This is a genomic window from Kluyvera sichuanensis (assembly GCF_040930405.1).
Taxonomy (GTDB): domain Bacteria; phylum Pseudomonadota; class Gammaproteobacteria; order Enterobacterales; family Enterobacteriaceae; genus Kluyvera; species Kluyvera sichuanensis.
Genome location: NZ_CP162271.1, coordinates 2,534,039 through 2,548,016 on the forward strand (window position 1 = coordinate 2,534,039; position 13,978 = coordinate 2,548,016).

At 54.3% G+C, this 13,978-nt stretch carries 7 protein-coding genes, 1 tRNA gene and 3 rRNA genes; 5 read left to right on the plus strand and 6 right to left on the minus strand.

Going from position 1 to position 13,978, the window contains the following annotated elements; translation table 11 throughout:
* Nucleotides 1–129: 129 nt before the first annotated feature.
* The gene (locus AB2B48_RS12370; protein ID WP_333012938.1) at nucleotides 130–1,230 is read right to left on the minus strand and encodes a tRNA/rRNA methyltransferase; all 1,101 of its coding nucleotides are present in this window, start codon (nucleotides 1,228–1,230) and stop codon (nucleotides 130–132) included.
* Between the two features lie 204 nt (nucleotides 1,231–1,434).
* Between AB2B48_RS12370 and trxC the strand changes: the two genes are divergently transcribed.
* From trxC to AB2B48_RS12395, 5 genes are all read left to right on the plus strand, one after another.
* On the plus strand, nucleotides 1,435–1,860 hold the full coding sequence (gene trxC / locus AB2B48_RS12375) for a thioredoxin TrxC (RefSeq protein WP_312655945.1): 426 nt from the start codon (nucleotides 1,435–1,437) through the stop codon (nucleotides 1,858–1,860).
* Between the two features lie 69 nt (nucleotides 1,861–1,929).
* Nucleotides 1,930–2,628 carry a tRNA-uridine aminocarboxypropyltransferase gene (locus AB2B48_RS12380; protein ID WP_368301889.1) on the plus strand — a complete coding sequence of 233 codons (699 nt, stop codon included), beginning with the start codon at nucleotides 1,930–1,932 and terminating at the stop codon, nucleotides 2,626–2,628.
* Between the two features lie 35 nt (nucleotides 2,629–2,663).
* Nucleotides 2,664–5,315 carry a bifunctional acetate--CoA ligase family protein/GNAT family N-acetyltransferase gene (gene pat, locus AB2B48_RS12385; protein ID WP_185670073.1) on the plus strand — a complete coding sequence of 884 codons (2,652 nt, stop codon included), beginning with the start codon at nucleotides 2,664–2,666 and terminating at the stop codon, nucleotides 5,313–5,315.
* 108 nt (nucleotides 5,316–5,423) lie between these two features.
* Nucleotides 5,424–6,779, plus strand: coding sequence for a CDP-diacylglycerol--serine O-phosphatidyltransferase (gene pssA, locus AB2B48_RS12390; RefSeq protein ID WP_185670095.1), 1,356 nt, complete (start codon nucleotides 5,424–5,426; stop codon nucleotides 6,777–6,779).
* 43 nt (nucleotides 6,780–6,822) lie between these two features.
* Entirely contained in the window at nucleotides 6,823–7,149 is a 327-nt protein-coding gene (locus tag AB2B48_RS12395) for a YfiM family lipoprotein (protein ID WP_185670072.1), read from the plus strand.
* Nucleotides 7,150–7,153: 4 nt separating this feature from the next.
* Here AB2B48_RS12395 and AB2B48_RS12400 read toward each other — a convergent pair whose 3' ends face one another.
* From AB2B48_RS12400 to AB2B48_RS12420, 5 genes are all read right to left on the minus strand, one after another.
* On the minus strand, nucleotides 7,154–8,452 hold the full coding sequence (locus AB2B48_RS12400) for an MFS family transporter (RefSeq protein ID WP_185670071.1): 1,299 nt from the start codon (nucleotides 8,450–8,452) through the stop codon (nucleotides 7,154–7,156).
* Between the two features lie 398 nt (nucleotides 8,453–8,850).
* Nucleotides 8,851–8,966, minus strand: a 5S ribosomal RNA gene (gene rrf, locus AB2B48_RS12405).
* A 94-nt stretch (nucleotides 8,967–9,060) separates the two neighbouring features.
* A 23S ribosomal RNA gene (locus AB2B48_RS12410) occupies nucleotides 9,061–11,968 on the minus strand.
* A gap of 221 nt (nucleotides 11,969–12,189) precedes the next feature.
* A tRNA-Glu gene (locus AB2B48_RS12415) sits at nucleotides 12,190–12,265 on the minus strand.
* An 85-nt stretch (nucleotides 12,266–12,350) separates the two neighbouring features.
* Nucleotides 12,351–13,890 (minus strand): 16S ribosomal RNA (locus AB2B48_RS12420).
* Together the 16S, 23S and 5S rRNA genes with 1 tRNA gene alongside form the textbook arrangement of a ribosomal RNA operon.
* Between the last annotated feature and the right edge of the window lie 88 nt (nucleotides 13,891–13,978).

Consider the following 13,978-nt stretch of genomic DNA (forward strand, 5'->3'; position numbering starts at 1 on the left):
CGTCGCGTTGCTCGGCCGGGCTACCGTTCACATGTAGCCCGGCTGAACCCAGTGACGCCGGGGAACTGTGTAGATATAAAAAAACCGGTCGAGTCGCCTCTTCCGGTTTTTTTTCAACATCGCATTTGCTTACGCTTTATGCTGACGCCACCATTCGGCTAACAGCACACCCGTCGCCACGGAGACGTTCAGGCCTTCAACGGCACGCGTCCCGTCGATAGAAACGCTCATGTCAGCGATAGAGGCAGCCGCTTCGGAAACGCCATCGCGATCCTGGCCCAGCGCCAGAACCATCTTCTTAGGCAGCTCGGATTGGAACAGTGGCATGCCACGGCCATTGCCGCTGGTCGTTACGATGGTGTAGCCCGCATCGCGGAACTGCTCCAGCGCGTCGATGAAGCCGTCGCCGGTAATTGGCTCAACGTGTTCAGCACCACCTTCTGCGGTACGGATAGCGGCACCGGATTCCAGCAACGCGGCGTCCTGCAGTACCACGCCTTTCACACCGAAGTGCGCACAGCTGCGGATCATCGCGCCGAGGTTGTGTGGGTTACCTGCATCTTCCAGCGCCAGTACGCAATCTTCTTCACCGCTTTTCGCAACCCACTGCTGTACGGACGTCCCGTTACGCTTTTTGATCAGGAAGCACACGCCGCCGTGGTGCTCAGTGCCGGACGCTTTCGCCAGCTCTTCTTCATCAACCACGTGATAGGCTTTACGGTTCGCCGCCATCCAGCGCAGCGCTTCTTTAAAGCGTGGGGTGACACTCTGTACGAACCATGCGCGAACGATAGCGTCCGGGCGGCTCTGGAACAGCGCCTGACAGGCGTTTTCACCGTAAACACGGGTCTCTTCTGCGCGCTGACGACGCAGAACTTCTGGATCGATAAAGCTTTTACCGCTGATCCCGCCGTGATCGGCTTTCGCCGGTGCGTTGTCACCAGGGGCACGGGAAACCGTACGCCATGGGGAGCCTTCACCACGATCGCGATCGCGTTCTACATCGCGGTCACGACCACGTTCACGGCCGCGTTCGCTGTTAGGACCCTTTCTCTCATCACGGGCAGGGCGACGACCGCCTTCGGCACGGGAAGCACCAGCACGGGATGTGCCAGGACGGCCTCCGCCTTTACCAGTACGAGGATTTTGGGTGCGTTTGTCCGAGTCATCGTCACTGCGGACGTACATCACTTTGACCTTGCCGTTTTTGTTTTTCAGTTCGTCGCTCATGTTTTTCTCCACCTGCGCTGCGCGAAGCGCGCAGATTACCTGATGTCTTAGCGCTTAGCCATTACTTCATAAAAAAGACCACGACTATTATATCCATCGGATAAAACGCCTTGTTGATGAATACAGTCTTGTTGATAATGTGTAACATTATAGAAACATCCGGCAACATTGCCGTTCTGCAACACGATGACCCAGAGGTGAGTTATGAATACCGTTTGTGCCCACTGCCAGGCGCTTAATCGCATTCCAGAAGCGCGTATTAACGAAGCGGCAAAATGTGGACGCTGTGGTGAAGACCTGTTCGATGGCGAAGTAATTAACGCTACGGACAGCACACTGGATAAACTGCTGAAGGACGATCTCCCCGTTGTTGTTGATTTCTGGGCGCCGTGGTGCGGCCCATGCCGTAACTTTGCGCCAATCTTCGAAGATGTCGCCGAAGAGCAAAACGGTAAGATTCGCTTTGTAAAAGTAAACACCGAAGCAGAACGCGAGCTCAGTGCCCGCTTCCGCATCCGTAGCATCCCGACCATTATGATTTTCAAAAATGGTGAAGTTGTCGATATGCTCAACGGCGCGGTACCGAAAGCGCCGTTTGAAAGCTGGCTGAACGAAGCGCTGCAGGCATAATCCCACCGGGGCACATCTTGTGCCCCGTATTCACCTCTGCGACAATAGCGTTTTTGCCGTACGATTCCCATGATTGATAACGCCGTACTTCGGTTGCGCGCCGAGCGACTTGCCCGCGCGACTCGCCCTTTTCTTGCCCGTGGTAATCGGGTTCGCCGCTGCCAGCGCTGTCTGCTGGTGCAACGCTATTGTCTGTGCGACACCATCGCCCCACATCCGGCAAAGAGCCGTTTTTGCCTGGTGATGTTCGATACCGAACCGATGAAACCCAGCAATACCGGTCGCTTGATTGCCGACATTTTGCCGCAAACCGAGGCTTTTCAATGGTCGCGTACCGAGCCGCCGCAGGCGCTGCTCGAGCTGGTTAAAAACCCTGACTACCAGCCGATGGTGGTTTTCCCATCGTCCTACGCAGACCCAGACCGTCAGGTGCTCACTACGCCACCCGCCGGAAAACCGCCGCTGTTTATTATGTTAGACGGAACCTGGCCAGAAGCGCGAAAAATGTTCCGTAAAAGCCCGTGGCTGGACAATCTGCCGATTATCTCCGTCGACCTGTCGCGCGTATCGGCCTACAGCCTGCGCGAAGCCCATGTCGAAGGTCAGTACTGCACCGCCGAAGTCGCCATTGCGCTACTGGATTTAGCCAACGACACTGGAGCTGCTTCTGCGCTCAGCGGACACTTTACCCGCTTTCGTGAGCACTACCTTGCAGGAAAAGCTCATCATCAGGGGAACATCACAACAGCCGAAGCGGAAAACGGTTAAACTCATCAGATTACTGTCGCGTAAGGAAGACGGCTATGAGTCAACGTGGGCTGGAAGCACTTCTGAGGCCAAAATCCATTGCGGTGATTGGTGCCTCAATGAAACCACAGCGGGCCGGTTTTTTGATGATGCAGAATCTACTGGCCGGCGGCTTTGCTGGCCCCGTTCTGCCCGTTACCCCGGCCTGGAAAGCGGTGCTTGGCGTTCTTGCCTGGCCGACGATTGACAGCCTCCCCTTTTCACCGGATCTCGCGGTGCTATGTACTCACGCTCGTCGCAACCTTGAGTTGCTGGAAGCGCTGGGGGAGAAGGGCTGCAAAACCTGCATTATTCTCTCTTCTACTCCCGATCAGTTCAGTGCGCTAAAAGCCTGCGCCGCCCGCTATCAGATGCGTCTGCTGGGGCCAAACAGCCTCGGGCTACTGGCGCCCTGGCAGGGCCTGAACGCCAGCTTTTCCCCGGTACCCATTCGCAAAGGCAAGCTGGCCTTTATTTCTCAATCGGCCGCCGTTTCCAATACCATCCTCGACTGGGCGCAGCAGCGGGAAATGGGGTTTTCTTACTTTATCGCGCTGGGCGACAGTCTGGATATTGATGTCGACGACCTGCTCGACTATCTGGCGCGAGACAGCAAAACCAGCGCTATTCTGCTCTATCTGGAGCAGCTCAGCGATGCACGGCGCTTCGTATCCGCCGCCCGTAGTGCTTCACGTAATAAGCCGATTCTGGTGATTAAAAGCGGGCGCAGCCCGGCCGCTCAGCGTCTGCTGCACGTGAACTCCGGGATGGATCCGGCCTGGGATGCGGCCATTCAGCGCGCAGGTCTGCTGCGCGTGCAGGATACCCACGAGCTTTTCTCCGCCGTTGAAACCCTCAGCCATATGCGCCCGCTACGCGGCGAGCGGCTGATGATTATCAGCAACGGTGCGGCTCCGGCCGCGCTGGCGCTGGACGAGCACTGGGCGCGCAACGGGAAGCTTGCCACCCTCAGTGACGATACGCGCCAACAATTACAGCAACTCTTGCCGGACACCGTTGAGGCCAATAACCCGCTGGATCTGCGCGATGATGCCAGCATCGAACACTATTTAGCGGCGGTGAATATACTGCTCAATAGCCCGGACCTGGATGCCCTGATGGTGATCCACTCTCCTAGCGCTACGGCGCCGGGCAGCGAAAGTGCCACCGCGCTGATTGACCTCATCAAGAAGCACCCGCGCGGGAACTACATTAGCGTGTTGACCAACTGGTGCGGGGAATATTCCTCACGGGAAGCGCGCCGTATGTTCAGCGATGCGGGCATTCCAACCTACCGTACCCCGGAAGGGACGATTACCGCCTTTATGCATATGGTGGAATACCGACGTAACCAGAAGCAACTGCGGGAAACACCGGCGCTGCCACATAGCCTGACGGCCAATACCAGCCAGGCGCACGAGCTATTACAGCAGGCAATAGACAGCGGCATCAGCGCGCTGGACACCCACGAAGTGCGTCCGATTCTGGAAGCCTACGGGCTGAATACGCTGCCAACCTGGATTGCCTCAGACAGCGCCGAGGCGGTGCATATCGCCGAGCAAATTGGTTATCCGGTGGCGTTGAAACTACGTTCGCCAGACATTCCGCACAAATCGGAAGTTCAGGGCGTCATGCTCTACCTACGTACCGCCACCGAGGTGCAGCAGGCCGCTGATGCGATCCTCGACCGCGTAAAAATGGCCTGGCCGCAGGCGCGCATTCACGGCCTGCTGGTGCAGAGTATGGCTAACCGTGCTGGCGCACAGGAGTTGCGCGTGGTGGTCGAGCACGACCCGGTTTTTGGCCCGCTGATTATGCTGGGCGAAGGTGGCGTAGAGTGGCGCGCGGAAGATCAGGCCGCCGTAGCGCTGCCACCGCTGAATATGACGCTAGCGCGCTATCTGGTTATTCAGGCCATTAAGAGTAAGAAAATCCGCGGCCGCAGCGCGCTCCGCCCGTTAGACATTCCGGGCTTAAGTCAGCTCCTGGTGCAGGTTTCGAACCTGATTGTTGACTGCCCGGAGATCCAGCGTCTGGATATTCATCCGTTGCTGGTCTCCGGTAACGAATTTACCGCGCTGGATGTGACGCTGGATATCGCCCCGTTTAGTGGTTCGAGCGAAAGCCGGCTCGCCATTCGTCCGTATCCTCAGCATCTGGAAGAGTGGGTCACCATGAAAAACGGTGAACGCTGCTTGTTTCGTCCTATCCTGCCGGAAGATGAGCCGCTATTGCAGCAGTTTATCGCCCGGGTCACAAAAGAGGATCTCTACTACCGCTACTTTAGCGAGATTAACGAATTTACCCATGACGATTTAGCCAACATGACGCAGATCGACTACGATCGAGAAATGGCCTTTGTGGCGGTTCACGGCTCTGGCGACGATACCGAGATCCTCGGCGTGACCCGCGCGATTTCCGATCCGGATAATATCGACGCGGAATTTGCCGTACTGGTTCGTTCCGATCTAAAAGGCCTTGGGCTCGGCGGGAGGTTGCTGAATAAGCTTATCGGCTACACTCGCGCTCATGGTTTACTGCGCCTGAACGGCATTACCATGCCCAATAATCGCGGGATGATAGCGCTCGCGAGAAAGCTCGGTTTTGACGTTGATATTCAGCTGGAAGATGGCATCGTCGGTCTATCCCTAAGGCTGAGTGATGACTAAGTTGCTGGAAATGCTGCCCTTACCCGACAGAGATGGTATCATTGACCGCTTACGTCGTCTGCCAGGTACAGAGGACCCTTCACTAAACCAGAGAAGAAACGCACTGTGATGTTGTCAAAATTTAAGCGTAATAAACATCAACAACACCTTGCCCAACTACCCAAGCTTTCACAGTCTGTTGATGATATTGAGTTTTTCTATGCTCCAGCAGATTTCCGTGAAGCTCTGCTCGCAAAAATCGCCAGCGCCACGCGCCGAATTTGCATCGTCGCGTTGTACCTCGAACAGGACGACGCCGGAAAGACGATTCTGCAAGCCTTGTACGAAGCCAAGCGTCAACGCCCGGAGCTTGAAGTCCGCGTGCTGGTTGACTGGCATCGCGCACAGCGTGGGCGTATTGGTGCTGCCGCGTCTAATACCAATGCGGACTGGTACTGCCGTACTGCGAAAGAGAACCCGGGCGTAGAGGTTCCCGTTTACGGCGTGCCTATCAACACCCGTGAAGCGCTCGGCGTGCTGCACTTTAAGGGCTTCATTATTGATGACTGCGTGCTTTACAGCGGCGCGAGCATCAACGATGTCTATCTGCATCAGCACGATAAATATCGCTATGACCGCTATCAGTGCATCCGTAACCCGCAGATGGCCGACATCATGTTTAATTGGGTGTCGGAGAATCTGGTTGAAGGTCGCGGCGTCAACCGCCTCGATAATACCGAGCGTCCGAAAAGCCCGGAAATCAAAAACGATATTCGTCTTTATCGTCAGGAGCTGCGCGATACCAGTTACCATTTTGAGGGTAACGCCAGCGATGACGAGCTCACCGTCACGCCGCTGGTTGGTCTGGGCAAAACCAGCGTACTGAACAAAACGATTTTCCACCTGATGCCGTGCACTGAGGAAAAGCTCACCATCTGCACGCCATACTTCAACCTGCCTGCACTGCTGGTGCGGAATATTATCCGCCTGCTGCGGGATGGGAAAAAGGTCGAGATCATCGTCGGCGATAAGACGGCAAACGACTTTTACATTCCAGAAAACGAGCCGTTTAAGATTATCGGTGCGCTGCCTTATCTGTATGAGATTAACCTGCGCCGCTTCCTGAGCCGCCTGCAGTATTACATCAATACCGATCAGCTGACCGTGCGCCTGTGGAAAGACGAGGATAATACCTATCACCTGAAAGGGATGTGGGTGGATAACGAGTGGATCCTGCTGACCGGCAACAACCTTAACCCGCGCGCCTGGCGCCTGGATCTGGAAAACGCCGTGCTGATCCACGATCCGAAAAAGCAGCTGGCCTCTATGCGCCAGAAAGAGCTGGATCTGATCCGCAAACACACGACGGTGGTAAATGACTTCCGCGATCTGCAAAGCATCGCCGAATACCCCGTTAAGGTGCGTAAGCTGATTCGCCGTCTGCGACGTATTCGTATCGACCGACTGATCAGCCGTATCCTTTAAATTGTAGCCCCGTTTCGACGGGGCTTTTTTTCAAGGAGCCATAATGACCCGCATCCTCGTCCTTTGTAGCGTGCTCGTATTAAGCGGCTGTAGCCATATGGCAAACGATAGCTGGAGCGGGCAGGATAAAGCCCAGCACTTTATTGCCTCCGCCATGCTCTCTGCCGCCGGTAACGAATATGCGCAGCACCAGGGCATCAGCCGTGACCGCAGCGCCGCCATTGGCTTTATGTTTTCCGTCAGTCTGGGGGCATCCAAGGAGCTGTGGGATAGCCGCCCGGCGGGGAGCGGCTGGAGTTGGAAAGATTTTGCGTGGGATGTCGCCGGCGCCACAACCGGCTATGCAGTGTGGCAGTTGGCGCAGCATTAGCGTGCTACAGGCGTAACCCCTTCCCTTTGCGGTGCAGCTTCAGCGATACCAGAAACGCCAGCGCCGCCATCACCGTGACGTACCAGAAGAAGGCCGTCTCAATCCCGGACGACTTCAGCGACAGCGCAACGTACTCAGCCGAACCACCAAACAGCGCATTCGCGACCGCATAAGAGAGCCCGACTCCCAGAGCGCGAACCTGTGCCGGGAACATTTCAGCTTTCAGAATGCCGCTGATAGAGGTATAGAAGCTGGTAATCAACAGTGCGCACATCACCAAACCAAACGCGGCGTAAGGCGAAGTGACGTTTTGCAAAGCTGAGAGAATGGGCACGGTAAACAGCGTTGCCAGCGCACCGAAGCAGAGCATTGAAGTACGGCGACCGACTCTGTCCGACAGCAGGCCAAAGAACGGCTGTACCAACATGTAGACAAATAGCGCCGCCGTCATAATCACGCTAGCGAGGTTTGCGCTCATGCCTGCGGTATTCACCAGATACTTCTGCATATAGGTGGTGAAGGTATAGAAGCTTAGCGACCCTGCCGCGGTAAAGCCTAACACCATCACAAAGGCTCGACGATTACGCCATAATCCTTTGAAGGAGCCCGCCTCTTTTAGCGTACGCGTCTCTTTCTGCGATGTTTCATCCAGTTGACGGCGCAACCACAGCGCAACAATCGCCAGCACTGCGCCCATAGCGAACGGAATACGCCATCCCCAGGCGTGGAGGCTTTCGCTGTCCATCACGTTTTGCAGAATAACAACAACCAGTACCGCCAGCAGTTGGCCACCGATTAAGGTGACGTACTGGAATGACGCATAGAAGCCTTTGCGCCCTTCAACCGCGACTTCACTCATATAGGTTGCACTTGTGCCGTATTCCCCACCGACGGAGAGTCCCTGGAACAGACGCGCCAGCAGCAGCAACGCCGGAGCCCAGGTACCAATCACGCTGTAGCCCGGCAGGCAGGCGATCACCAGCGAGCCAAAGCACATCATACAGACGGAGATAAGCATTGAAACTTTGCGTCCGCGACGGTCGGCGATGCGGCCAAACAGCCATCCGCCGATAGGGCGCATCAGAAAACCGGCGGCAAAGACGCCTGCGGTTTGCAGGAGTTGGGTGGTGGTATTTCCGGATGGAAAGAAGATGTGGGCAAAATACAGAGAACAGAACGAGTAGACATAAAAGTCAAACCATTCAACGAGATTCCCCGATGATGCCCCGACAATTGCCATGATACGACGGCGAGTATCGCTGCCGGTAAGCGTCCCTTCTGGGGTCACACTGGTTACAGCCATTTGTTAACTCCTGCCAAAAGCGATCTCCTGCCTTAACCGGGCGTAACACGTCACGCAGGCAGATATTTTAGTAAATGAAATGTTATATAATTGTTATATGTAAATTAGTGACCAACATCACGTTTTTCATTAGCAAGATCACGATTTAGGAGTAACTTCAGTGGTGAGGGTCGTTTGAAGGGCGAAACGAGAGGAGTCGGTATGCATCCGGCAGTGTGCCTGGCCCCGGAGTCGGCGTAAAACGCCTCGTCCGGGCTACGGTTTGTACGTTATACGTACACATTATCACCACCTGTAGCCCGGGCGAACGCAGTGACCCCGGGATTTTCACCGCATTTTCATTTCCCGCACACGCAAAAAAGCCCATCCGTCAGGATGGGCTTCTTCACTAAATTGATGCCTGGCAGTTCCCTACTCTCGCATGGGGAGACCCCACACTACCATCGGCGCTACGGCGTTTCACTTCTGAGTTCGGCATGGGGTCAGGTGGGACCACCGCGCTACAGCCGCCAGGCAAATTCTGTTATCAGACCGCTTTTCGCGTTCTGATGTAATCTGTAATCAAGCTGAATATCGATGTCTCTTCGCCAAAACATCTTCGGCGTTGTAAGGTTAAGCCTCACGGTTCATTAGTACTGGTTAGCTCAACGTATCGCTACGCTTACACACCCAGCCTATCAACGTCGTCGTCTTCAACGTTCCTTCAGGACTCTCAAGGAGTCAGGGAGAACTCATCTTGGGGCAAGTTTCGTGCTTAGATGCTTTCAGCACTTATCTTTTCCGCATTTAGCTACCGGGCAATGCCATTGGCATGACAACCCGAACACCAGTGATGCGTCCACTCCGGTCCTCTCGTACTAGGAGCAGCCCCCCTCAATTCTCCAGCGCCCACGGCAGATAGGGACCGAACTGTCTCACGACGTTCTAAACCCAGCTCGCGTACCACTTTAAATGGCGAACAGCCATACCCTTGGGACCTACTTCAGCCCCAGGATGTGATGAGCCGACATCGAGGTGCCAAACACCGCCGTCGATATGAACTCTTGGGCGGTATCAGCCTGTTATCCCCGGAGTACCTTTTATCCGTTGAGCGATGGCCCTTCCATACAGAACCACCGGATCACTAAGACCTGCTTTCGCACCTGCTCGAGCCGTCACTCTCGCAGTCAAGCTAGCTTATGCCTTTGCACTAACCTCCTGATGTCCGACCAGGATTAGCTAACCTTCGTGCTCCTCCGTTACTCTTTAGGAGGAGACCGCCCCAGTCAAACTACCCACCAGACACTGTCCGCAACCCGGATTACGGGTCTACGTTAGAACACCAGCCATTAAAGGGTGGTATTTCAAGGTTGGCTCCATGCGAACTGGCGTCCACACTTCAAAGCCTCCCACCTATCCTACACATCAAGGACCAGTGTTCAGTGTCAAGCTATAGTAAAGGTTCACGGGGTCTTTCCGTCTTGCCGCGGGTACACTGCATCTTCACAGCGAGTTCAATTTCACTGAGTCTCGGGTGGAGACAGCCTGGCCATCATTACGCCATTCGTGCAGGTCGGAACTTACCCGACAAGGAATTTCGCTACCTTAGGACCGTTATAGTTACGGCCGCCGTTTACCGGGGCTTCGATCAAGAGCTTCGCGTTGCCGCTAACCCCATCAATTAACCTTCCGGCACCGGGCAGGCGTCACACCGTATACGTCCACTTTCGTGTTTGCACAGTGCTGTGTTTTTAATAAACAGTTGCAGCCAGCTGGTATCTTCGACTGATTTCAGCTCCATGAGTAAATCACTTCACCTACATATCAGCGTGCCTTCTCCCGAAGTTACGGCACCATTTTGCCTAGTTCCTTCACCCGAGTTCTCTCAAGCGCCTTGGTATTCTCTACCTGACCACCTGTGTCGGTTTGGGGTACGATTTGATGTTACCTGATGCTTAGAGGCTTTTCCTGGAAGCAGGGCATTTGTTACTTCAGCACCGTAGTGCCTCGTCATCACACCTCAGCGTTAATAGCGTTCCGGATTTACCTAAAACGCCCGCCTACATGCTTAAACCGGGACAACCGTCGCCCGGCTAACATAGCCTTCTCCGTCCCCCCTTCGCAGTAACACCAAGTACAGGAATATTAACCTGTTTCCCATCGACTACGCCTTTCGGCCTCGCCTTAGGGGTCGACTCACCCTGCCCCGATTAACGTTGGACAGGAACCCTTGGTCTTCCGGCGTGCGGGTTTTTCACCCGCATTATCGTTACTTATGTCAGCATTCGCACTTCTGATACCTCCAGCATCCCTCACAGGACACCTTCGCAGGCTTACAGAACGCTCCCCTACCCAACAACACATAGTGTCGCTGCCGCAGCTTCGGTGCACAGTTTAGCCCCGTTACATCTTCCGCGCAGGCCGACTCGACCAGTGAGCTATTACGCTTTCTTTAAATGATGGCTGCTTCTAAGCCAACATCCTGGCTGTCTGAGCCTTCCCACATCGTTTCCCACTTAACTGTGACTTTGGGACCTTAGCTGGCGGTCTGGGTTGTTTCCCTCTTCACGACGGACGTTAGCACCCGCCGTGTGTCTCCCGTGATAACATTCTTCGGTATTCGTAGTTTGCATCGGGTTGGTAAGTCGGGATGACCCCCTAGCCGAAACAGTGCTCTACCCCCGAAGATGAATTCACGAGGCGCTACCTAAATAGCTTTCGGGGAGAACCAGCTATCTCCCGGTTTGATTGGCCTTTCACCCCCAGCCACAAGTCATCCGCTAATTTTTCAACATTAGTCGGTTCGGTCCTCCAGTTAGTGTTACCCAACCTTCAACCTGCCCATGGCTAGATCACCGGGTTTCGGGTCTATACCCTGCAACTTAACGCCCAGTTAAGACTCGGTTTCCCTGCGGCTCCCCTATTCGGTTAACCTTGCTACAGAATATAAGTCGCTGACCCATTATACAAAAGGTACGCAGTCACACCCCGAAGGATGCTCCCACTGCTTGTACGTACACGGTTTCAGGTTCTTTTTCACTCCCCTCGCCGGGGTTCTTTTCGCCTTTCCCTCACGGTACTGGTTCACTATCGGTCAGTCAGGAGTATTTAGCCTTGGAGGATGGTCCCCCCATATTCAGACAGGATACCACGTGTCCCGCCCTACTCATCGAGCTCACAACACATGCAATTTTGTGTACGGGGCTATCACCCTGTATCGCCGGCCTTTCCATACCGTTCCACTATCACACATGCTGATTCAGGCTCTGGGCTGCTCCCCGTTCGCTCGCCGCTACTGGGGGAATCTCGGTTGATTTCTTTTCCTCGGGGTACTTAGATGTTTCAGTTCCCCCGGTTCGCTTCATTACGCTATGTATTCACGTAATGATAGTGTGTCGAAACACACTGGGTTTCCCCATTCGGAAATCGTCGGTTATAACGGTTCATATCACCTTACCGACGCTTATCGCAGATTAGCACGTCCTTCATCGCCTCTGACTGCCAGGGCATCCACCGTGTACGCTTAGTCGCTTAACCTCACAACCCGAAGATGTTTCTTTCGATTCATCATCGTGCTGCAAAAATTTGAGAGACTCAAACACACCTCAGTCTGTTCTTATTACGGAGAACAGAGTTCAGTGTGCTGTTTCAATTTTCAGCTTGATCCAGATTTTTAAAGAGCAAATATTTCAAACGTCACCCGAAGGTAAGTTTTGAGATATTGAGGTCGGCGACTTTCACTCACACAAACCAGCAAGTGGCGTCCCCTAGGGGATTCGAACCCCTGTTACCGCCGTGAAAGGGCGGTGTCCTGGGCCTCTAGACGAAGGGGACACTGAAGTCTCAATCGCAAGACGCCTTGCTATTTACTTTTCATCAGACAATCTGTGTGAGCACTTCAAAGAACGCTTCTTTAAGGTAAGGAGGTGATCCAACCGCAGGTTCCCCTACGGTTACCTTGTTACGACTTCACCCCAGTCATGAATCACAAAGTGGTAAGCGCCCTCCCGAAGGTTAAGCTACCTACTTCTTTTGCAACCCACTCCCATGGTGTGACGGGCGGTGTGTACAAGGCCCGGGAACGTATTCACCGTAGCATTCTGATCTACGATTACTAGCGATTCCGACTTCATGGAGTCGAGTTGCAGACTCCAATCCGGACTACGACATACTTTATGAGGTCCGCTTGCTCTCGCGAGGTCGCTTCTCTTTGTATATGCCATTGTAGCACGTGTGTAGCCCTACTCGTAAGGGCCATGATGACTTGACGTCATCCCCACCTTCCTCCAGTTTATCACTGGCAGTCTCCTTTGAGTTCCCGGCCGAACCGCTGGCAACAAAGGATAAGGGTTGCGCTCGTTGCGGGACTTAACCCAACATTTCACAACACGAGCTGACGACAGCCATGCAGCACCTGTCTCAGAGTTCCCGAAGGCACCAAAGCATCTCTGCTAAGTTCTCTGGATGTCAAGAGTAGGTAAGGTTCTTCGCGTTGCATCGAATTAAACCACATGCTCCACCGCTTGTGCGGGCCCCCGTCAATTCATTTGAGTTTTAACCTTGCGGCCGTACTCCCCAGGCGGTCTATTTAACGCGTTAGCTCCGAAAGCCACTCCTCAAGGGAACAACCTTCAAATAGACATCGTTTACGGCGTGGACTACCAGGGTATCTAATCCTGTTTGCTCCCCACGCTTTCGCACCTGAGCGTCAGTCTTTGTCCAGGGGGCCGCCTTCGCCACCGGTATTCCTCCAGATCTCTACGCATTTCACCGCTACACCTGGAATTCTACCCCCCTCTACAAGACTCTAGCCTGCCAGTTTCGAATGCAGTTCCCAGGTTGAGCCCGGGGATTTCACATCCGACTTGACAGACCGCCTGCGTGCGCTTTACGCCCAGTAATTCCGATTAACGCTTGCACCCTCCGTATTACCGCGGCTGCTGGCACGGAGTTAGCCGGTGCTTCTTCTGCGAGTAACGTCAATCACTGCGGTTATTAACCACAATGCCTTCCTCCTCGCTGAAAGTACTTTACAACCCGAAGGCCTTCTTCATACACGCGGCATGGCTGCATCAGGCTTGCGCCCATTGTGCAATATTCCCCACTGCTGCCTCCCGTAGGAGTCTGGACCGTGTCTCAGTTCCAGTGTGGCTGGTCATCCTCTCAGACCAGCTAGGGATCGTCGCCTTGGTGAGCCATTACCTCACCAACTAGCTAATCCCATCTGGGCACATCCGATGGTGTGAGGCCCGAAGGTCCCCCACTTTGGTCTTGCGACGTTATGCGGTATTAGCTACCGTTTCCAGTAGTTATCCCCCTCCATCGGGCAGTTTCCCAGACATTACTCACCCGTCCGCCACTCGTCACCCAAGAGCAAGCTCTCTGTGCTACCGTTCGACTTGCATGTGTTAGGCCTGCCGCCAGCGTTCAATCTGAGCCATGATCAAACTCTTCAATTTAAGTTTGATGCTCGTGAATTAAACTTCGTAATGAATTACGTGTTCACTCAGAGACTTGGTATTCATTTATCGTCTTGCGACGTTAAGA